The sequence below is a fragment of the Aurantiacibacter gangjinensis genome, assembly GCF_001886695.1.
Classification (GTDB): domain Bacteria; phylum Pseudomonadota; class Alphaproteobacteria; order Sphingomonadales; family Sphingomonadaceae; genus Alteraurantiacibacter; species Alteraurantiacibacter gangjinensis.
In genome coordinates this window covers 714,162-734,402 of the sequence record NZ_CP018097.1, presented here as the reverse complement: position 1 = coordinate 734,402, position 20,241 = coordinate 714,162, and the positions used below count along the sequence as shown (strand labels likewise).

General features: G+C 63.9%; 16 protein-coding genes. 8 read left to right on the top strand and 8 right to left on the bottom strand.

Going from position 1 to position 20,241, the window contains the following annotated elements; translation table 11 throughout:
- Positions 1 to 3: 3 nt before the first annotated feature.
- Complete coding sequence (locus BMF35_RS03580) at positions 4 to 1,095, bottom strand: glycosyltransferase family 4 protein (protein WP_418202100.1); 1,092 nt, start codon at positions 1,093 to 1,095, stop codon at positions 4 to 6.
- Positions 1,070 to 1,981, bottom strand: a complete 912-nt coding sequence (locus BMF35_RS03575; RefSeq protein WP_082115681.1) for a UDP-2,3-diacylglucosamine diphosphatase — start codon at positions 1,979 to 1,981, stop codon at positions 1,070 to 1,072. Before BMF35_RS03575 ends, BMF35_RS03580 begins: the two co-directional genes overlap by 26 nt.
- Before the next feature lie 185 nt (positions 1,982 to 2,166).
- On the opposite strand from BMF35_RS03575, the gene BMF35_RS03570 reads away from it, so the two are divergent.
- Positions 2,167 to 2,850: a hypothetical protein gene (locus tag BMF35_RS03570; protein WP_047006947.1), complete on the top strand. Its 684-nt coding sequence runs from the start codon at positions 2,167 to 2,169 to the stop codon at positions 2,848 to 2,850.
- Positions 2,851 to 2,853: 3 nt separating this feature from the next.
- Here the strand turns inward: BMF35_RS03570 and BMF35_RS03565 are convergent, their stop codons facing one another.
- Positions 2,854 to 3,858, bottom strand: a complete 1,005-nt coding sequence (locus BMF35_RS03565; RefSeq protein WP_047006946.1) for an NAD(P)H-quinone oxidoreductase — start codon at positions 3,856 to 3,858, stop codon at positions 2,854 to 2,856.
- A 111-nt stretch (positions 3,859 to 3,969) separates the two neighbouring features.
- Here BMF35_RS03565 and BMF35_RS03560 point away from each other — a divergent pair, with 111 nt between their 5' ends.
- The 5 genes from BMF35_RS03560 (at position 3,970) to BMF35_RS03540 (ending at position 11,174) form a co-directional block, all read left to right on the top strand.
- On the top strand, positions 3,970 to 4,188 hold the full coding sequence (locus BMF35_RS03560) for a DUF1192 domain-containing protein (protein WP_335622566.1): 219 nt from the start codon (positions 3,970 to 3,972) through the stop codon (positions 4,186 to 4,188).
- A 181-nt stretch (positions 4,189 to 4,369) separates the two neighbouring features.
- Positions 4,370 to 6,772 carry an ATP-dependent Clp protease ATP-binding subunit ClpA gene (gene clpA / locus BMF35_RS03555; protein ID WP_047006945.1) on the top strand — a complete coding sequence of 801 codons (2,403 nt, stop codon included), beginning with the start codon at positions 4,370 to 4,372 and terminating at the stop codon, positions 6,770 to 6,772.
- A gap of 32 nt (positions 6,773 to 6,804) precedes the next feature.
- Entirely contained in the window at positions 6,805 to 8,520 is a 1,716-nt protein-coding gene (locus BMF35_RS03550; RefSeq protein ID WP_082115680.1) for a M1 family metallopeptidase, read from the top strand.
- A gap of 38 nt (positions 8,521 to 8,558) precedes the next feature.
- Entirely contained in the window at positions 8,559 to 9,578 is a 1,020-nt protein-coding gene (locus tag BMF35_RS03545; protein ID WP_047006944.1) for a ligase-associated DNA damage response exonuclease, read from the top strand.
- Positions 9,579 to 11,174: a cisplatin damage response ATP-dependent DNA ligase gene (locus BMF35_RS03540; protein ID WP_047006943.1), complete on the top strand. Its 1,596-nt coding sequence runs from the start codon at positions 9,579 to 9,581 to the stop codon at positions 11,172 to 11,174.
- Here the strand turns inward: BMF35_RS03540 and BMF35_RS03535 are convergent.
- The 5 genes from BMF35_RS03535 to BMF35_RS03515 are packed head-to-tail and all read right to left on the bottom strand — an operon-like array spanning position 11,171 to position 17,165.
- On the bottom strand, positions 11,171 to 11,743 hold the full coding sequence (locus tag BMF35_RS03535; protein WP_418202099.1) for a gamma carbonic anhydrase family protein: 573 nt from the start codon (positions 11,741 to 11,743) through the stop codon (positions 11,171 to 11,173). The genes BMF35_RS03540 and BMF35_RS03535 overlap by 4 nt on opposite strands.
- On the bottom strand, positions 11,740 to 13,932 hold the full coding sequence (locus tag BMF35_RS03530; RefSeq protein ID WP_047006942.1) for a spermidine synthase: 2,193 nt from the start codon (positions 13,930 to 13,932) through the stop codon (positions 11,740 to 11,742). Before BMF35_RS03530 ends, BMF35_RS03535 begins: the two co-directional genes overlap by 4 nt.
- Positions 13,929 to 14,504, bottom strand: a complete 576-nt coding sequence (locus BMF35_RS03525; protein WP_047006941.1) for a GNAT family N-acetyltransferase — start codon at positions 14,502 to 14,504, stop codon at positions 13,929 to 13,931. Before BMF35_RS03525 ends, BMF35_RS03530 begins: the two co-directional genes overlap by 4 nt.
- Entirely contained in the window at positions 14,497 to 15,492 is a 996-nt protein-coding gene (hemB, locus tag BMF35_RS03520; RefSeq protein ID WP_047006940.1) for a porphobilinogen synthase, read from the bottom strand. The genes BMF35_RS03525 and hemB overlap by 8 nt, the downstream gene beginning before the upstream one ends.
- Positions 15,493 to 15,539: 47 nt before the next feature.
- Positions 15,540 to 17,165 carry a M23 family metallopeptidase gene (locus tag BMF35_RS03515; RefSeq protein ID WP_047007569.1) on the bottom strand — a complete coding sequence of 542 codons (1,626 nt, stop codon included), beginning with the start codon at positions 17,163 to 17,165 and terminating at the stop codon, positions 15,540 to 15,542.
- A 172-nt stretch (positions 17,166 to 17,337) separates the two neighbouring features.
- Between BMF35_RS03515 and BMF35_RS03510 the strand changes: the two genes are divergently transcribed.
- Together BMF35_RS03510 and BMF35_RS03505 are read left to right on the top strand one after the other, a co-directional pair.
- Positions 17,338 to 19,962, top strand: a complete 2,625-nt coding sequence (locus tag BMF35_RS03510) for a helicase-related protein (RefSeq protein ID WP_047006939.1) — start codon at positions 17,338 to 17,340, stop codon at positions 19,960 to 19,962.
- Positions 19,962 to 20,216, top strand: coding sequence for a S4 domain-containing protein (locus BMF35_RS03505; protein ID WP_047006938.1), 255 nt, complete (start codon positions 19,962 to 19,964; stop codon positions 20,214 to 20,216). Before BMF35_RS03510 ends, BMF35_RS03505 begins: the two co-directional genes overlap by 1 nt.
- Positions 20,217 to 20,241 lie beyond the last annotated feature (25 nt).

The window sequence follows — 20,241 nt, the reverse complement described above, 5'->3', positions numbered from 1 at the left end:
GGGTCAGGCACTCAGCAGGCGCGGGTGCCGCGCGCTTTGCGCAGCGCCGATCGGCTCCAATCCGGCGAGGAACTGATTGGCGCTCGCAGACCAGCTGAAGCCGCGCCCGATCTGGCGGCAGGTGCGCCGGTCGAGGTGGAGCGCGCTTGCGATAGCGGCATCGAGATCCTCGTCCATCACGCCGCACTCGCTATCAAGCACATCCAGCGGACCTGCGACGGGATAGGCGGCGACGGGCGTGCCGCAGGCCAGCGCCTCGATCATCACCAGCCCAAACGTGTCGGTGCGGCTGGGGAAGACAAACACGTCCGCCCCGGCATAGCAGCGCGCCAGCGCTTCGCCCGTGCGGCGTCCCATGAAATAGGCATCGGGATATTGCGCGCTCAGCTTTTCCAGCGCCGGGCCATCGCCGACGACGACTTTCGATCCGGGATGGGCGCTACCCAGAAACGCTTCGAGGTTCTTCTCCACGGCGACACGGCCGACATATAGCTGGATCGGTCGCGGCAGGGAGAAATAGAATTCGGGCGGCAGATGATCGGGGTGGAAGATCGCTGTATCGACGCCGCGCGACCAGTGGTGGAGCGGACCGATACGGTTGGCGGACAGTTGCTGCGCGATTGTCTCGGTTGCCACCATCACCCGCGCGGCGGGTGCGTGAAAGCGACGCATCACCGGCCAGATGCATCCCGCGGGCAGCCCGGTGCGGCGCGACACGTAGTCGGGGAATTGCGTATGATAGGCTGTGGTGAAGGGCAGGCTGTTGGCGATGCAGTGTCGCCGCGCCGCCCAGCCGAGCGGACCTTCGGTGGCGATGTGGATCGAACCCGGTGCAAACGCCGCCAGCCGCGCGCCGACGCCCCTTCGCCCGGCCAATGCCAGCCTGATCTCGGGATAGGATGGCGCGGGGACGGACGGGAAAAGATCGGGCGATATCACCTCTATTTCGTGACCGCGCCCGCGCAGTTCACCGATCACAGCATCGAGCGTACGCACCACGCCGTTGACTTGCGGATGCCAGGCATCGGTGACGATGGCAATGCGCATGGGAGCGTAATCGCGGTTCACATCAGGCGGCTTCAGCAATGCGGGCATCCTCTTCCTGCGCCCGCTCTGTTCGCGCGGCGACGACTTCGGGCCAGTTGAGGATTTCCATCCGGCCGTCTTCGTGCTCGACCAGGGCATTACAGCCTTCGACCCAGTCGCCGTCGTTCCAGTATTCGATGGAGCGCCCCTTGTGGTCGAACATGCGATGTTCAGCGGTGTGGATATGGCCGCAGACCACGCCGTCCACGCCGCGCTCGCCTGCTGCTCGCGCCACGACTTCTTCGTACTTTCCGATGAACTCGACCGCGTTCTTCACCTTGTGCTTGGCCATCTTGGAGAGCGACCAATAGGGCAGGTCGAACGCGCGGCGGGCGGCGTTCACCCAGCGGTTCGCGCCCATCAGCAGATCATATGCGGCATCGCCGACGAAGGCGAGCCAGCGATGCGAGAGCATGACCGCATCGAATTCGTCGCCATGCAGCACCATCAGGCGGCGACCATCGGCCGTATCGTGGAAAGCGGCGCGGCGGATCTCGATCCCGCCGAAATTCAGGCCGGTGAACTGGCGGAACATCTCGTCGTGATTGCCGGGAATGTACACGATCCGCGTGCCGCGCTTGGCCCGCTTCAATATGCGCCAGACGATGTCGTTATGCGCGCCGGGCCAGTAGAACTTCTTCTTCAGCCGCCAGCCATCGATAATGTCGCCGACAAGGTACATCGTCTCGCTGTCGACGCTGTCGAGAAAATTGATCAGCAATTCGGCATTGCAGCCCTTGGTGCCCAGATGCACATCGCTGATCCAGACGGTACGATATTTGCGCCGCTCGCCGTCGCAGCGTTCGGGAATGCTGGGCTGCTGCCGCTCCAGCGCGGCGAAAGCGGCGACATTGCCGCCATTGCCGAGCGGACCCCTGAGATAATCGTCGAGCATGGTCTTTGTCCCTCGCAGCGCGCTGCCTTGGGACCATTCCCTTGCCGCAGGATTGTGACACGCGAATCACAGAACGGCGGCAGTTCGGCGACAATGTGACGCTTGCGAGTCACGGGCTCGCGCCCAGAAACCGTATTTTAACGCGCTGTTTCTACACGAGGTTCGTCGCAAATCAGGGGGATCGGATGAAACGACTGGCAGCACTTTTCCTGGCTCTGCCGCTCGCCGCATGTGGTGAGGGAGAAGAGGATTTCAGCGTGGACGTGGCGCTCAGCACGTCACAGGCGCAGGCCCAGCTGATAGCAATGGATGGCGGCGCGATGCGCAGCCTGGTGGGGCTGGCTCCGCTGCGTGCAACCATTCCGGAAGCTGGCGTATTACGCTACGAATTTCTCGATGCAGGCGGCAACGCGGCCGGCGTGCTGCAATACCGGATCGAGCGGTTGGAGGAGAATCGCAGCCGCATCCATGCCGCGCTCGATCTCGACAGTGTCGAATACGAATTCGACGGTGAAGACATGGTCGTCAGCGAAATTCGCGGCGAGAACATGCTGGAACAGGGCATGCGCGTGTGGGCCGACAATGTGAATGCCAGCGGCTACGGGTCGCTGGCCGATGTCAACGATGCGCTATCGGTGTTCAGCATCGCCATGCAGCCGGAGCTGATGGCGCAGCTCAACGATCCTTCCGCGATGATGGAGTGGGCAGGCGCGGCCAGCGCCTATGATGAGCCGGTCGGCTTCTCGGACGACAGCTATGGTGGCGGGGACGACTGGGCTGCCGGCGCTGCGCCCGCTTACGAGACCGACAGCTACGATAGCGGCGGTTATGGCGATGGCAGCGAAGGCGGTTGGGGCGCGGGCAAATAGGCCCTAGCCGACCTCCAGCACGATCTTGCCGATATGCTCGCCCGCTTCCATGCGGGTATGCGCGAGGGACGCGCTCTTAAGCGGGAAGGTCTCGTCCATCACCGGGCGCAGTTCGCCATCCTCAACGGCGGGCCAGACCTCGCGGAAAAGCTCATCCGTCAGCATGGCCTTGAACACGTCGGAGCGCGCCCGCAGCGTGGAGCCGGTGATGGTCTGGCGACGCATCATCAGCCCCGCCATGTTTATCGTCGATTGCGCCCCGCCCAGCACCGCAATCACGACCAGACGGCCATCCTCTGCAAGACAGGAGAGATTGCGCGCGGTGTAGTCGCCCGCGACCATGTCGAGGATGACATTCGCGCCCATGCCATCGGTCGCATTGCGCACCTCTTCGACGAAGTCCGCCATCTTGTAATTGATCGCCAGGTCGGCGCCCGCATCGCGCGCGGCGGCGCATTTCGCATCGCTGCCGCAGGTCACGATCACGCGCAGGCCGAACAGCTTCGCCAGCGCAATTGCCATCGTGCCGATCCCGCTCGTGCCGCCATGCACCAGCAAGGTCTCGCCGTCGCGCGCCAGCCCGCGCTCGAACACATTGTGCCACACGGTGAAGAGCGTCTCGGGCATGGCCGCCGCTTCCACCATGGAAAGCGCCTTGGGTACGGGCAGGCAGTGCTCGGGCCGCGCGATGCAATAGGCGGCATAGCCCCCGCCATTCACCAGCGCGCAGACGCGCTTGCCCTTTTCCGCCGGATCGACGCCTTCACCCAGCGCCACGATCGCGCCGGACACTTCCAGCCCGGGCAGTGGCGAGGCGCCCGGCGGAGGCGGGTAGAGACCCGCGCGTTGCAGGCAATCGGGCCGGTTCACGCCAGCATGGCTGACCTTGACCAGCACCTCGCCCTTGCCCGGCTGCGGTACGGGGAGCGTGACATGCTCCAGCACTTCGGGACCGCCCGGCTCTGCAATGCGGATCGCTGCCATTGTATCGGGAACGGTTTCGCCCATTGTCATCTGCCCCTCTTGCGTGCGCCAGTCGCGTTCCCTGCGGCGCGGTCTTCAACCGACCGTGCACAGCCCTAAAGCGGGCCACCATTGACAGCAAGCGGGTCTGCCGGAATGTTCCCCACCATGCACGATGACGATCTTCCGCGCATGCGCTCCGACGCGGCCGGCCAATTGGCTGGCGAAAACCTCGAGAGCTATTCCCAGGATGAATTGATGGCGCGCGTGCAGCTGCTTGAAGCGGAAATCGCCCGTGTAAAAGCCCATCACGCAAAGGCGGCAGACCATCGCACAGTGGCAGACGCATTGTTCAAGCCGCGCGATACCGATTGATGGCGAAGGGGCAGCCTTTCGCACCCCTACACAACGGGCGGATCGGCCCCATATTGCTTTCACATGCCGGGAGATGGTCGCGCCCCTCGCGATGCATCCCGGCCGTTAGGCCCATATTCACCATCTCCGGTGCAGCCTCCCGATATCCACACCAAACGGCTCTTGCCGACCAAGGACCATAATGCCCAGTTTCGCCCAAAACCTCGAAAAGACCCTGCATCACGCGATCCAGCATGCAATCGACCGCGCGCATGAATATGCGACGCTGGAGCACTTGCTGCTGGCGCTTGTCGAAGACCCGGATGCCGGTGACGTCATGACGGCTTGCGGGGTCGATATGGACGAGCTGGGCAATGTGGTGCGCCAGTATCTTGATCAGGAATATCAGTCACTTAAGACGGATGAAGACGCCGATCCGCAGCCCACGGCCGGCTTCCAGCGCGTGATCCAGCGTGCCATCCTGCATGTGCAATCCTCCGGCAAGGACACGGTGACAGGCGCCAACGTGCTGGTCGCCCTGTTTTCCGAACGGGACAGCTATGCGGTCTATTTCCTGCAGCAGCAGGATATGAGCCGCCTCGATGCCGTCAGCTTTATCAGCCACGGTATCGGCAAGAATGGGAAGCAGATCGAGGATCGCTCGCCTACCGGCGTCGAGGACGAGGCGCAGGGCCAGGCGGGCGATACCAAGGCGGACAAGAACAAGAAGGAAAGTGCGCTCGACCAGTTCTGCGTCAACCTGAACCAGAAGGCGCTGGACGGTCGGATCGACCCGCTGATCGGCCGCGGCCCGGAAGTGGACCGCACGGTGCAGATTCTCTGCCGCCGCTCGAAGAACAATCCGCTTTACGTCGGCGATCCGGGCGTCGGCAAAACCGCCATTGCGGAAGGCCTCGCGCGTAAGATCGTCGAAGGCGACGTGCCCGAAGTGTTGGAAGATGCCGTCATCTACTCGCTCGACATGGGCGCACTGCTGGCGGGTACACGCTATCGCGGCGATTTCGAGGAGCGGCTGAAGCAGGTCGTGAACGAACTCGAGAAGATGCCCGAAGCCATTCTTTTCATTGACGAAATTCACACCGTCATCGGCGCTGGCGCGACCAGTGGTGGCGCGATGGATGCCTCCAACCTCCTGAAACCCGCGCTTTCCAGCGGGGCGATCCGCTGTGTCGGCTCCACCACCTATAAGGAATTCCGCAACCACTTCGAAAAGGACCGCGCCCTGCTGCGCCGCTTCCAGAAGATCGACGTGAACGAGCCCACGGTCGAGGATACGGTGAAGATCCTCAAGGGGCTGCGAAGCGCTTTCGAAGAGCACCACAAGGTCAAATACACGCCCGATGCCATCAAGACCGCGGTCGAGATGAGCGCGCGCTACATCAACGACCGCAAGCTGCCCGACAAGGCGATCGATGTGATCGATGAGGTCGGCGCGATGCAGATGCTCGTGCCGCCCAGCCGCAGGCGCAAGACGATCACCGCCAAGGAGATCGAAAAGGTCATCGCGACGATGGCGCGCATTCCTCCGAAGTCTGTCAGCAAGGATGATAAGAAGGCGCTCGGCAGCCTCGAAAAAGACCTGAAGCGCGTCGTTTACGGGCAGGACGAAGCTATCGAGCGGCTGTCGACCGCGATGAAGCTGAGCCGTGCGGGCTTGCGCGAAGCGGACAAGCCCATCGGCAGCTTCCTGTTCTCCGGCCCCACCGGTGTCGGCAAGACCGAAGTCGCACGCCAGCTGGCCGAGATCATGGGTATCGAACTGAAGCGCTTCGACATGTCCGAATATATGGAGCGGCACAGCGTGTCGCGCCTTATCGGTGCGCCTCCGGGCTATGTCGGCTACGACCAGGGCGGCCTTTTGACCGATGCCATCGACCAGCATCCGCATTGCGTACTGCTGCTGGACGAGATCGAGAAGGCGCATCCGGACCTGTTCAACATCCTGTTGCAGGTGATGGATAACGGCAAGCTGACCGACCATCACGGCAAGACCGTCGATTTCCGCAACGTGGTCCTCATCATGACGACCAATGCGGGCGCATCGGATGCGGCCAAGCAGGGCATCGGCTTCGGTGCAGGGCAAAAGGTGGAGGCGTCGGAAGAGGCAGTGAAGAAAATGTTCACGCCCGAATTCCGCAATCGTCTCGATGCGGTGGTGCCCTTCGGCTATCTCGGTAGCGAGACGATCAGCCGCGTGGTCGACAAGTTCATCCTGCAGCTGGAATTGCAGCTGGCCGAGCAGAACGTGCACATCCAGTTCGATGGCGATGCGCGCGAATGGCTGGGCAAGCGCGGCTATGACAAGCTGATGGGTGCCCGCCCGATGAGCCGCCTGATCCAGGAAAAGGTCAAGCAGCCGCTCGCCGAAGAGTTGCTGTTCGGCAAGCTCGCCAGCGGCGGCGAGGTGCATGTGAGCGTGAAGGACGACAAGCTCGCCTTCGAGCTGACGCCCGCACCGCCCAAGGGAAAGCCGAAGAAGAAGGCTGCACCGAAGAAGAACCCGGCAACTAGCAAGTCCGAGCCGAAAAAGCCCGATGCGCCGACATCGGACGATGGCGACAAGGGCGAGGCATCGGAGGACTAGGCGGAAGCGTGCGCGGCGGGTAGTCTGCCCGCATGATCCGTTTCAGCAAACCGAACAATGGCGCGGCGGGGGCACTGGCTCTCGCCGCGCTTTTTTGTGCCACACCCGTCGCCGCACAAGAATCGCCGCGAATAGCCGAGCGCACGGCGCAGACGGACATTCCGCTCGAAGGGCCGCGTGGTGCGGTAAGGCTACCGCAGGTGACGCTGGCGATCACGGTCGCTCCGGAAGGCCGCTCCATCTCCGGCAGGGCGGTGATGACGGTTCAACCGACCGAGCAATTGGAACAGCTGCAATTCGACCTCGCACCGCGCTTTACGATTGATGCGGTCTATGTTGGCGAGCAGTCTGTCGACCGCAGCGACTATGCCAATCCCGATGGCCTTTTGACCATCGATTTGCCGCAGGCAATTCCTGCCGGCGAGCCGGTCGAGGTCACTATCGGCTGGAGCGGTCAGCCGCACGAAGCGGTCAATCCTCCCTGGGACGGCGGAATCGTATGGGCGGAAACGCCGGAAGGCCAGCCATGGATCGCCACGGCCATACAGGGCGAAGGCTGCGATATGTTCTGGCCGTGCATCGATCATTCCTCTGTACGGATCGGCACGCTGGACCTGCTGATCTCCGTTCCGACACCGCTGGTCGCGGCCGCGAACGGCCGGCTGGTCTGGTCGCATGAGGTCGATGAAAACACGGTATGGCATTGGCAGGCCCGCGACCCGAACAATTACGGTGTCACCCTTCAGATCGCGCCTTATGAAGTGGCCGAGCGCGACTACGAGAGTCGTTTCGGCAACACCATACCGCTGCGCTTCTGGCACCTGACGGGCAATGAAGAAGGCGCGAACCGCCTGCTGGGCGAAATGGCCGACCAGATCACTTTCATGGAAGAGAGGTTCGGCCCCTATCCCTTCGGAGACGAAAAGGCCGGGGTCGCCGAGACGCCGCATCTGGGCATGGAGCACCAGACCATCAACGCCTACGGCAACCGCTTCCGCCCGGAAAGCAATGGGCATGACTGGCTGTTACAGCACGAATTCGCGCATGAATGGTTCGCCAACCAACTGACCCATGCCAGCATCAACCACATGTGGCTGCACGAAGGGATCACTACCTGGACCCAGCCGCTCTACCTTGAATGGGCGCGCGGTGAGATGCTCTACGATGCGGAGATGTGGCGCCAGCGCCAGCGCGTGTGGAGCCGCGTGCCGCTCGTGCCGCCCGAAGGCGAGCTGCCCGACTACAATGACCGCGAAGCGCGCTGGGGCGATGATATCTACTTCAAGGGCAGCTGGATCATGCACACGCTGCGCTATCTGGTCGGCGACGAGGCGCTGTTCCCCGCCATCACCATGCTCACATACGGCACGCATGATCCCGAGCCTGGCAATCTTGCTCCGGTCAGCCGCACGACCGAAGACTTCCGGCAGATTTTGCAGGACAGCACCGGCCGCGATCTGGAATGGTTTTTCGATGCCTATTTCTATCAGGCGGAGATGCCGCGGCTCGATGTGATGCAGGATGGCGACATGCTCACCCTGCGCTGGCACACGCCCTCGCGCCTGCCCTTCGCCATGCCGGTGGAAGTGCGCATAGGCGATGAGGTCCGCACCGTGGCGATGGCGGACGGTCATGGTCGGATCGAGCTGGACTGGCCAAGCCAACCCTATCTCGTCGATCCGCGCAACCGCATCCTGCGCTACGACGCGGATGTCGAGGCTTGGCAAAATCGCGATCCCGCGCAGTAAACGGAACGAAAGTCGCGCCGCGCTACTTTTAACAGGCGATGGCCGCGCCGTTTTCATGGATCAAGCCGGACCCGCACGGGGTCTATATCCCGCCTGCCGATTGCTGGGTCGACCCGTCCAAGCCGGTCGGCAAGGCACTGGTGACACACGGCCATGCAGACCATGCGCGCGGCGGCCACGGCAAGACTGTCGCTACGCCCGAAACACTGGCGATCATGGCACTGCGCTACCGTACCGGCGAAGGCCCCGATGGCGGCGACACCCGTCCGGTCGAATATGGCGAAACGATCCGACTCGATGGCGGAGTGGATGCGACCTATATCCCCGCCGGTCACGTGCTGGGCAGCGCGCAGATCCTGCTGGAGCATGCGGGCGAGCGCGTCGTCATCACCGGCGATTACAAGCGCCGCCCGGACCCGACCTGTCCGCCTTTCGAGGTCACGCCCTGCGATATCTTCATCACCGAGGCGACCTTCGGCCTGCCGCTCTTTACCCATCCACCGATCGAGGACGAGATGGCCAAGCTGCTGGAGCGGTTGGCAGCCTATCCCGATCGCTGCGTGCTGGTGGGCGCCTATGCGCTGGGCAAGGCGCAGCGCGTGATCGCGGAATTGCGCGCTGCCGGACATACGCAGCCGATCTATCTGCACGGCGCGATGGAGAAGATGTGTCGGCTCTACGAGGAATTCGGAGTCGACCTCGGCGAATTGCGCATGGTGATGGACCACACGAAGGACGATATTCGCGGCCATATCGTGGTCGCACCGCCCTCTGCCCTCAATGATCGCTGGAGCCGCCGCCTGCCCGAGCCTATCACCGCCATGGCCAGCGGCTGGATGCGCGTGCGCCAGCGCGCCCGGCAGCGCAATGTCGAGCTGCCGCTGGTCATTTCCGACCATGCCGACTGGCACGAACTCACCCGCACGATCCAGGAAGTCGATCCGCAGGAAACGTGGATCACCCATGGCCGCGAGGAGGCGCTGCTACGCTGGCACCAGCTGCACCAGCGCCGCGCCCGCGCGCTCGCCATGGTGGGTCGGGAGGATGAGGACGAATAGGTGGAAGAGTTCGCCGCCCTTGTCGAAGCGCTCGTCTATACGCGCAGCCGCAATGAGAAATTGCGGCTGATCTCGGAGTATCTGCGCGCAACTCCCGATCCCGATCGTGGATGGGCGCTCGCCGCGTTGACTGGCGGGCTGGATTTCCCTGCGGTCAAATCCTCCACCATCCGCAACATGCTGAAAGAGCGGGTCGATCCCGTGCTCTGGACGCTCAGCCGCGACTTTGTGGGCGACACTGCGGAAACTGCCAGCTTCCTCTGGCCCGATCCGCTGGGCGAGACGGCGCCGCCGCCCACGGTGAGCGAGGCGGTCGATGCGCTCTCCGCGATGACGCGGGTGAGCGTGCTGAGCGAACTTCCCAAACTGCTCGACCGGCTCGATGCGTCGGGCCGTTATGCGCTCTTCAAGCTGGCTACGGGCGGCATGCGCGTGGGCGTGTCCTCGCGGCTCGCGAAGGTGGCGTTCGCGCAGGCTTTCGATGTCGATGTCGACGAGGTGGAGGAATACTGGCACGCGCTGGAGCCGCCCTATGAAGAGCTGTTCGCCTGGGCTGCCGACGGTGCCGAGCCACCCGATACCGAGAATATCCCGCTTTTCCGCCCCTTCATGTTGGCCCACCCGCTGGAGGAAACGGTCGTCGATCTCGCCGATTACGCGGCGGAGTGGAAATGGGACGGCATCCGCGTGCAGCTGGTGCACGTCGCGGGCGAGACGCGTGTCTATTCGCGCTCCGGTGACGACATCTCCGCGACCTTCCCAGAAATGGTCGGCGCGCTAGACATTCCCGCAGTGCTCGATGGCGAATTGCTCGTGCGCGGCACGACGCAGGGCGGCGAGGAAGGCGGCGCTGCCAGCTTCAACGCGCTGCAACAGAGATTGGGGCGCAAAACGGTCAGCAAGAAGATGCTCACCGAAAGCCCGGCCTTCGTGCGGCTTTACGATGTGCTGATGCTGGAGGGCGAGGATATCCGCCCATCGGCCTGGACAGCGCGGCGTGACCGGCTCGAGGCGCTGATGCCGCGCCTACCCGATTCCCATTTCGATCTCAGCCAGCTGGTCGAAGCGCGTGATTTCGACCATCTTGCCGAGATTCGCGAGGGCACGCGCGACGATGCCATCGAAGGGCTGATGCTGAAGCAAAAGACCTCGCCCTACATCGCCGGTCGCAAGACCGGATTGTGGTACAAATGGAAGCGCGATCCGCTGCTGATCGATTGCGTGCTGATGTATGCCCAGCGCGGCAGTGGCAAACGCTCCAGCTTCTATTCCGACTACACATTCGGCTGCTGGGACGGCGACCCGGACGAAGGTGCGGAATTGCTGCCGGTGGGTAAAGCTTATTCGGGCTTCACCGATGCGGAGCTCAAGAAGCTCGACCGGCTGGTGCGGCAGACGACGCTCAACCGCTTCGGCCCGGTGCGCGAGGTCGGGCGGACGCTGGTGTTCGAGGTGGCGTTCGATTCGATACATACCAGCAAACGCCACAAGAGCGGCCTCGCCATGCGCTTCCCCCGCATCCACCGCATCCGCTGGGACAAGCCGGTGCATGAAGCGGACCGGATCGAGGCGCTAAAGGCACTGGTGCGGGATTAAGAAGTTGCGCTGCGCAACTCCGCCAGGTGACGCTGCGCCAGCTTACAATAGCGCTCGGTCTGGAATTTGATCTTCGCGATCTGTGCATCATCCTGCGTGCGATAATACTTCGCCGGGCGACCAATCCAGATTTCGCCTTCGCCGATACGCTTGCCGGGGCTGAGCAGCGCGCCGGCCCCAAGCATCCCGCCTGTCGCAATGCGCGCGCCGTCCATAGCGACCGCGCCCATACCTACAAAAGCGCGATCCGCCAGCTGCGCTCCGTGAACGACAGCCATGTGCCCGATCACGCAATCCTCGCCGATGATGGTCGGTTCGCCATCAGTGTCGGGGCGCGGGCCTTCGACATGGAAGACGCTGCCATCCTGCACGTTGGAGCGCGCCCCCACCTCGATGCGGTGGATGTCGCCGCGCAGCACGCAATTGTACCACACGCTCGCTTCCGGCCCGATCGTCACATCGCCGATAATGCGCGCGCCGGGCGCGACGAAAGCGGTCTCGTGGATCTGCGGCTCCTTACCATCGAAGGGCAGGATGGTGGCGTCGGGGAAGCAGTCGGTCAGGCTCACAGGAAATTCTCCCAGACGAGATAGGGCAGGATGGACGCGTAATCGTCGGTCCATACCGGACCTTCGGGCGGGGCCAGCAGGCGCCATGCGCCGGTCGTGGAAAGCCGGTCCAGCGGCGCACGGCTGGCAGACAGCGCGATCCAGTTCGACGAATAGAGGTCATGCGCCATATCCGCTTCGCTCGACAATTGCATGGCGTAGAAACCGCTCGTTTCTGCCAACCGCGCCACTACCGGCTCCAGCCGGACATAGCGATTGGAGATATGCATCAACAACACACCGTCCTCGGTCAGCACGTTGTCATACACGGCCAGAGCCTCTGCCGTGAGCAAGTGCAGCGGAATGGCGTCCGAGGAAAAGGCGTCGATGACTAGCACCTCGAAGCTGTTTGCGGGTAGCGCCTGCAATTCCAGCCGCGCATCGCCAACGACAATGTCGGCATTGGGCGCGCAGGAGGACATGAAGGTGAAATCGCCGCGCTCGGAATAGCGCAGCACTTCGGGGTCCAGCTCGAAAAAGGTCCAGTCCTGCCCCGGCTGGCGATAACAGGCTAGCGTGCCGATCCCCAGCCCGACGACGCCGATCCGCGCCTGCGAACCGACGACCGATCCGGCATTCTCTAGCGCAAGGCCGACGCCGGACTCGCGGCCGAAATAGGCCGTCGGCTCCAGCGCATCCGCGCCGCTCCGCTGGATGCCGTGAATGGTCGTTCCATGCATCAACAGCACATCCCCATCGGCTTGTTCCTGCACCGAATAGATACCGAAATAGCTGCGTTCACGCGCGCCTTCGAAACTGGTTTGCAGGTTCGCCAGCCCGCCAAGGCCCACGAGGAGCGCGAAGGTCATGGCAACATAGGACCAGCGCCGCACCATCATCGCGATGGCGGCTGTTAGCAGGACAAGCAGCATCGCGCCTTCCGCCGCACCCAGCACGCGCACGGCTTCGGTCCGCTGGTAGATGAGCAAGGCCGCATTGAAGAGCACGAAGATGCCGACGATCAGCGCGATGCGCAGCGTGTTCGGCGCTATCGAAAGCCGGCCAAGCAGGCGCTTCCACACGTCGAGCGGCACCAGCGCAGCGGCGGCGAGGATCAGCAGCGGGTGCTCCCACGTCCAGTCGAACACCAGCGGAGCGACCAAGGCGGTGAACAGACCGCCGAGCGCTCCACCCGCAGCCATCACAAGGTAGAACCGCGTCAAATGGGCGGGGTCGGGCCGCAAGGTATAGAGCCTGCTGTGCAGAGCCACCGCGGTCACGAAAAGCAGAACCACGCTGATGATCGCCGCCAGCAGATTGGCCCGCCCGGCTGCAAACATGGCGAGGCCGCCATCGATCAGCAGGATGATGGGTGCCAGCACCACGAGGACCTGCGCCAGAGCTCGATTGCGCGCAAAGGCGATGGTGAAGCTGAGCAGGTACAGCCCCAGCGGGATGACCCAGAGTAGCGGCATCGCCATGATGTCGGTGGTGAGGAAGCTGGTGGTCGACAGCATCAGGCCCGAAGGCACTGCCGAGAGCGCCAGCCACAAGGCGATCGTTTTGCCGTCCGGTGCTACGTCCGCGGCAGCATGGCTCGCCGTTTTGTGCGCAGGAGCAGCGATGCCACGCCGGCTCGCCACCGCTGCGGCGACCAGCAGCAGCACGCCGCCATAACCGATGGCCCAGTAGAGGCTCTGCGCGCCCAGTGGCAGCAGCGGCTCTGCCAGCAGCGGATAGGCGATAAGCCCTGCAAAACTGCCCAGATTGCTGGCAGCGTAAAGCGAATAGGGGTCGCCGGCATCAGGATGCGCAGCATACCAGCGCTGGATCAGCGGCGCCTGCGCCGAGACCGCGAAAAAGGCGGGTCCGACGGTGAGGAGGAATAGCCACGGCACCCACAGCGCTTCATATCCGGCCTGCGGCGGCGCGATATCGGCCAGCGCCACCGGCAGGGTCAGCGCGCCGAGCCCAAGCACGGCCAAATGGATCAAGCCCTGTTTGATAAGCGCAAATCGCCCGATCCAGTGCGCATAGGCATAGCCCGCCAGCAGCAGCGCCTGGTAAACCAGCATGGCGCTGTTCCAGACATTGGGTGCGCCGCCCAGCTGCGGCAGCGCCATGCGCGCCACCATCGGCTGCACCAGAAAGAGCAGGAAACTACCTGAGAAGATGATGAGCGTGTAAAGCCAGCGGCGCGAGCTGGTCATGGGCGCGCTTCTCGCCATTGGTCAGCGGCGATTGCATACACAATGGTCGGGTTGAATTCGTCCGGCCAATTCTCGTCGTAGAAATCGAGATCCTCGCGCCGTTGCATGCCGAGCCGTTTCATCAGGCCCCAACTCGCCCCATTTTCCTCTACTGTAAGGGCGGCAATCTCTTTGTAGCCGAACCGCCCAAAGCCCTGATCGAGGCTCGCCATCGCAGCTTCCCTGGCGTAGCCGCGCCCCCAGGCCTCCTCACGCAAACGCCAGCCGATTTCGGCCATACCGCAAACGGGCGACCCCTCGACATTGCCGCGTTTCAGCCCGCAAAAACCCAGCATTTCGCCGGAAAGGTGTCCGCCATCGTCGCGCCGGCCCAGCAGCCAGAAGGTATGGCCGTAATCGCGCGCATAGCCTTCGACCCGCTCGCGCGCCGCACTGCGTGTCTCCTCGTCGGCTTCATGGCCCAGCCAGCGCATCACGGCTGGCGTATTGGTCAATTCCCAGAAGCGTGGCCAGTCGTCCTCGCGCCAGTCGCGAAGCACCAGCCGCTCCGTTTCATGTCGAAACTCAGCCATTGAGGATGCGAGCGGCCGCGGGGGCGTGATAAGTCAGCACGCCGCTGCAGCCGGCGCGTTTGAAGGCGAGCAGCTTTTCCATCAGCAGGGCATCGCGATCACCGATGCCGAGTTGAGCTCCAGCCTCGATCAGAGCGTATTCGCCGCTCACCTGATAAGCGAAAACGGGCACGTCAAAACGTTGCCTGGCGCGCCAGATGATGTCGAGATAGGCCAGCCCCGGCTTCACCATCACGCTGTCGGCACCTTCGGCGATGTCGAGCGCGATTTCGGCCATGGCCTCATCCGCATTGGCCGGGTCCATCTGATAGGTCGTCTTGTCGCCTTTCAGCAGGCCGGACGATCCGACCGCGTCGCGGAAAGGGCCGTAAAAGGCGGAGGCGTATTTCGCGGCGTAGGCCATGATCTGCACATTGTGGTGACCGGCCATTTCCAGCGCCATGCGGATCGCGCGCACGCGGCCATCCATCATGTCGGACGGGGCGATGATATCCGCGCCCGCTTCCGCCTGGTTTACCGCCTGGTCCACCAGCACGGCAACGGTATCGTCGTTTACGACATACCCGGCATCATCCAGCAATCCGTCCTGCCCGTGGCTGGTGTAAGGGTCGAGCGCGACATCGGTGAGGATGCCGATATCGGTTCCACACGCATCGCGCACGGCGCGGATCGCGCGGCACATCAGATTGTCGGGATTGAGCGCTTCGCCGCCATCGTCACTGCGCAGGTCGGAGGGCGTATTGGGAAACAGCGCTATGCACGGAATGCCGAGCGAGACCGCTTCCTTGGCCCGCTTCGCGATATTGTCGACCGACCAGCGAGAGACGCCGGGCAAGCTCTCGACCGGCTCTTCCGCATCGCTGCCATCGGTGACGAAAAGCGGCCAGATGAGGTCCGCGCTGGTCATTACCGTTTCGCGGTGCATGGCGCGGCTCCAACCGTGCGCGCGCGTGCGGCGGAGGCGAGTGTTGGGGTAGGATCGGTTCATCGCGAAAAAGCTCTGCCGCAAAAGCGCAGCGCGATCAATCGACGCGCTCAGTCGACCCTTTGGCGGTTCTCGATGCGATCGATTTCGCGCACCGGCTCCTCGACCGTGGAAGTGTCGGGGGCAAGGTCGTTGAGCGCGGCGCCCGGCTCGATCATTTGCAGGCGCACCAATTGCTGGCGGAAATTGGCCATTTCGGCAGCGGTCAGCTGTGCCCGCGTGACCCATTGCACGCTCAGCGGGTCGATCTTCTGCCCATTGCGATACATTTCGTAATGCAGGTGCGGACCGGTGGAGAGGCCGGTCGACCCGATATAGCCGATCACCTGCCCGCGCTCCACGCGCTGGCCGTTCTGCACCGCAATGCGGCTCATATGCGCGTAGCCCGTGGAAAGCCCGCCGCCGTGGCGGATGCGCACGAAATTGCCGAACCCGCCATTGCGACCGGCGAAATTCACCGTGCCATCCGTCGCGGCGTAGATCGGCGTGCCGGTGCGCCCGCGGAAATCGACGCCGCCATGCATGCGGCGATAGCCGAGGATCGGGTGACGGCGCATACCATAGCGGCTGGAAATCGCGCCAGAAACAGGGCGGATCAGCCCTTCGCGCATCGTGCCTTCGCCCGCCGCGTCGTAAAACTGGCCTTCCCGGCCGAAGCGCATCAGCTGCTTGCGCGGACGGCCATCGCGGATAATGGCGGCATAGAGCAGGTCGCCCACTTCCACCTCGCCCGTGGCGGCGCGCCGATATTCGACGATCATGTCGAACTCGTCATCCGCACCGATTTCGGCATTGAGGTTCATTTCCTCGCCCAGGGTGCGCAGGAAATCCTGCACCGCGCCGGGAGGCGCGCCTGCCGCGCGGGCCGAGCGATACAGGCTGGAGCCGACATCGCCGCGCACGCGCAGGGGTGTGGCGTCGACCACGATGGGGCGGGGGTCGAGCCGCAATTGCCCGTCGACCCGTTCGACCGCGAGTTGCAAATCGAAGCGCGCGCGGAAGGTCAGCGCATCCACGGGCCTCGGCGCTCCAGCAGCGGGGCGACGGCCAAGGGTAATGTCGATCTGCGTACCGGGTTCGATATCGGCTATCGGGATCGCCTCTCCGATCATGCCTGCTATCAGAGACGCCTCTTCGCCCGCGACACCGGCACGGCGGAGCATCCGGTCGAAGCCATCGCCCTGCGCCAACGTGGCTACGAGATCGAGGCGCGGGCGTTCAGGTGCACTGGCCAGTTCGATCACGGCAGGCGTTGCGCCCATGCGCCGCCCGCTATCCGCGCCCAGCGCCAGCGGCATGATCATCTGGCTGCGAAACTCGTCGCGCACGTGATCATCCATTTGCATCGCTGGTGCAGCGGACACAGGCGAAAAGCCGGGCAGGAAAGCCAGCGTCAGGGCGGTCAGCCCGGCGAGCGTTGCCGCACCGCGGAGCCAGCGGCGCGAGCCGATATCCTGTGCAAGGTCTGGCGTAAGGTCGGCCTTTGCCAGCTTGGCGGATACGCCGGAGCGCCAATTGCCGTAAGCGTCTGCGAGCGAGGAGGGATTGCGTCTGCGCTTTTGCGGTGCGGAGGGCGCATCGTCCGCATCGCTATCGAGGATCTGGTCATGCGACAGGTCGACCGCGGGGTTTTCGCCCCGCGCCCTGTCGCTGCCAGTCTCATGATCCTTGAACACGCCGCTCTCCTCACGATCGCGCGATTGCGATTCCTGCGCGCCATCCGGTCCGTGGCCGGTAATGTCGCAAAACCTCGCCGAATAAAGTAAATTTGCGCTTAACGTCGACGACTTGAGTCCGTGGAGCGACGACCGGAGTCCGGTTGCGCGCTGCCCTGCCACACGCCATGTCATGCGGATCGTGACGAAAAGCCATTTCGACAGCCGTATCCGCGCGGTGCTGGGGCCGACCAACACCGGCAAGACCCACCTCGCCATAGAGCGCATGTGCGGCCACGCAAGCGGGGCCATCGGCTTCCCGCTGCGCCTGCTGGCGCGGGAGGTGTATGACAAGGTCTGCCGCATCAAGGGGGAGGCGCAATGCGCGCTGATCACCGGCGAGGAGCGGATCGAGCCGCCAAGTGCGCGTTATTTCCTGTGCACGGCCGAGGCCATGCCCAGAAACGGAGGAGGCAAGGCCTTCGTTGCGCTGGACGAGGCGCAGATCGGCGCGGATCGCGAGCGCGGCCATATCTTCACCGACCGGTTGCTGCATGCGCGCGGGCGGGATGAGACCATGCTGCTCGGCTCGGCCACGCTCGAACCGATGGTCCGCCAGCTTGTCCCCCGCGCCGAAATCGAGGAGCGGCCACGCTTCTCCGTATTGACGCACGCCGGCAGCGCCAAGCTGTCCCGCCTGCCGCCGCGCAGTGCCATCGTCGCCTTTTCAGTGGAGCAGGTTTACCAGGTCGCGGAATTGCTGCGGCGCTTCCGCGGCGGAGCTGCGGTGGTGATGGGCGCGCTCTCACCGCAAACGCGCAATGCACAGGTTGAATTGTTCCAATCCGGTGAGGTCGATTACATCGTAGCGACCGATGCAATCGGTATGGGCCTCAATCTCGACGTGCATCATGTCGCCTTTGCCGCGCTCACCAAATACGACGGGGTCCGCCAGCGCCGGCTGTACCCCGCCGAGATGGCGCAGATCGCTGGGCGTGCCGGTCGCCACCAGACGGATGGCACATTCGGCACACTCTCCGGCAATCGCCGCGGCGCTCCGCTCGAGCTGACCGAGGACGAGGTTTATGCCATCGAGAACCACCACTTCGCGCCTGTTACCAAGCTGTTCTGGCGCGAGCCCGATCCGCGTTTCGACAGTCTCGATACGCTGATCGGCGACCTCGAAGCGCATCCGCGCACAGAGGGCTTGACCCGCGCGCCCGAAGCGATCGACCTGTCCGTGCTCAAGCGGCTGGCCGAGCAGGACGATATCGCGCGCGATATTTCGGGCGCGGGGCAAGTCCGCCGGTTCTGGGAAGCGTGCCAGCTGCCGGATTTTCGCCAGCAAGGGGCCGATGCACATGCGCGCTTCGTCGCAAGGCTGTGGCGCGATCTGCGCGGCGGGCATATCGGCGCGGACTTCGTGGCGGCACGTATTTCGGAACTAGGCAACACCTCCGGCGATATCGACACGTTGCAGGGCCGTCTCGCTGCCATTCGCAGCTGGGCGTATATCTGCCAGCGGCCTGACTGGGTGCTGGCGCGCGACGAAATGGCAGAGCGTGCCCGCGCTGCCGAAGCGAAACTGTCCGATGCGCTGCACGGGCGATTGCGGGAGCGTTTCGTCAACCGGCGAACCTCTGTATTGATGAAAGGTATGGGAAAGGATGCAGGACTTTTGCGCGTAGAATTGCAGGACGATGGCCAGGTCACGGTCGAAGGCGAACCAATCGGCCATCTCGAAGGCTTCCGCTTCGTGGTGGATGCCGAGGCGCCGAGCGAAGAACGCAAGCTGATGCTGGCCGCGGCTGAGAAGCATATGGCCGGTCTGCTGGCGGCCAAGGCGCAAAAGCTGGTGTCGGACGAACTGGGCGAGCTCCGCATCCATAGGGGACAGGTGCTGCGCGGCGACCAACCCGTCGCCACCCTGGAACGCGGGAAGAGCCCCAGCCGACCGCGCCTCGTCATGGCTAAGGAGCTGGGCCAGATGGACCCGGCCCATCGCGACCGCCTGCAGGGTGCGCTCGATCACTGGCTTGAAGGGCAGTTGGCCCCGCTCGCGCCGCTGCGCGCATTGGAGGATGCTGCGACCGACCCGGAGGCAGGTACGGAAGTTCGCGCGCTGTTGCTGACGCTCGCCGACCGCAATGGCACCACGCGCCGCGAGGATGCGGGCCTTGCCCATGTGCCGAAGGAGAAGCGACCTTTCCTGCGCCGTCTCGGCGTCAATATCGGCTCGCTCGATGTCTTCGTGCCCGCGCTTCTGAAGCCCGCCCCGCGCAAGCTGCTGCGCGATCTGGGGCTGGACCGCAGGCCGGTTAACGAAGGCATGGAAGCCGTGATCGAAGGCGGGAAGCATCCGCCGGCAGGCTATCGCCGCGCGGGCAAGCAGGCGATTCGCATCGACATGGCGGAAAAGCTGTTTCGCGCCGCGCATGAACGGCGTGCCCGAACGCCGCAAAGCAAGGATATTCGCGGCTTTCCCGTCGACCTGGCGCTTGCCACCAGTATGGGCCTGTTGCCGGAGAATTTTCGCAGCCTGATGAAGGATGCAGGGTTCCGCCCTGGGCAGGTCGAAGAGCTGACGGAAGGCTTTTATGGTCCGCCGCGCCCTGTCCTGTGGACGTGGCGTGCGCCGCGGAAGGATTTTGCGCCGTCGCGCAGTAAGCACCGAGGGTCGCAGCGCGCCGATGTTAAGAAGGGTCCGAAAAGAGCCAGCAAGGGCCAGAACCAGCGCGGTCCGCGCCGTCCGGCTGAACCAAAGGGCGATGGCGGCGCAGCCTTCGCCGGTCTCGCCGACCTGCTTGGCAAGAGCTAATGCGGATCGACCTTTTGCTGGTGCGATTGCGGCTGGCGAAAAGCCGCGCCATCGCCAAGCGCTGGGTCGAGGACGGTCACATCCGCTGCAACCGCCTCCGCGTCACGTGCGCCAGCCAGGCCGTGAGCGTCCGCGATGTCCTGACATTGCCTATTGGCGAGGGCGTGCGCGTGATCGAAATCCTGGCGCTTCCCGAGCGGCGCGGTCCGGCGGCAGAAGCGCTCGCGCATTACCAAGTGCTTGACGCTGCGTGACGGATCGCCATAGCAGGGCGCCATC

Excerpts from the sequence above, each read along its gene's own strand:
- BMF35_RS03575 (WP_082115681.1), bottom strand. The coding sequence starts at position 1,981 with ATGCTCGACGATTATCTCAGGGGTCCGCTCGGCAATGGCGGCAATGTC.
- BMF35_RS03505 (WP_047006938.1), top strand. The coding sequence starts at position 19,962 with ATGCGGATCGACCTTTTGCTGGTGCGATTGCGGCTGGCGAAAAGCCGC.
- BMF35_RS03560 (WP_335622566.1), top strand. The coding sequence starts at position 3,970 with ATGTTCCCCACCATGCACGATGACGATCTTCCGCGCATGCGCTCCGAC.
- clpA (WP_047006945.1), top strand. The coding sequence starts at position 4,370 with ATGCCCAGTTTCGCCCAAAACCTCGAAAAGACCCTGCATCACGCGATC.
- BMF35_RS03550 (WP_082115680.1), top strand. The coding sequence starts at position 6,805 with ATGATCCGTTTCAGCAAACCGAACAATGGCGCGGCGGGGGCACTGGCT.
- BMF35_RS03530 (WP_047006942.1), bottom strand. The coding sequence starts at position 13,932 with ATGACCAGCTCGCGCCGCTGGCTTTACACGCTCATCATCTTCTCAGGT.
- BMF35_RS03545 (WP_047006944.1), top strand. The coding sequence starts at position 8,559 with ATGGCCGCGCCGTTTTCATGGATCAAGCCGGACCCGCACGGGGTCTAT.
- BMF35_RS03580 (WP_418202100.1), bottom strand. The coding sequence starts at position 1,095 with ATGCCCGCATTGCTGAAGCCGCCTGATGTGAACCGCGATTACGCTCCC.
- BMF35_RS03525 (WP_047006941.1), bottom strand. The coding sequence starts at position 14,504 with ATGGCTGAGTTTCGACATGAAACGGAGCGGCTGGTGCTTCGCGACTGG.
- BMF35_RS03510 (WP_047006939.1), top strand. The coding sequence starts at position 17,338 with ATGCGGATCGTGACGAAAAGCCATTTCGACAGCCGTATCCGCGCGGTG.
- BMF35_RS03565 (WP_047006946.1), bottom strand. The coding sequence starts at position 3,858 with ATGGGCGAAACCGTTCCCGATACAATGGCAGCGATCCGCATTGCAGAG.
- BMF35_RS03570 (WP_047006947.1), top strand. The coding sequence starts at position 2,167 with ATGAAACGACTGGCAGCACTTTTCCTGGCTCTGCCGCTCGCCGCATGT.
- hemB (WP_047006940.1), bottom strand. The coding sequence starts at position 15,492 with ATGAACCGATCCTACCCCAACACTCGCCTCCGCCGCACGCGCGCGCAC.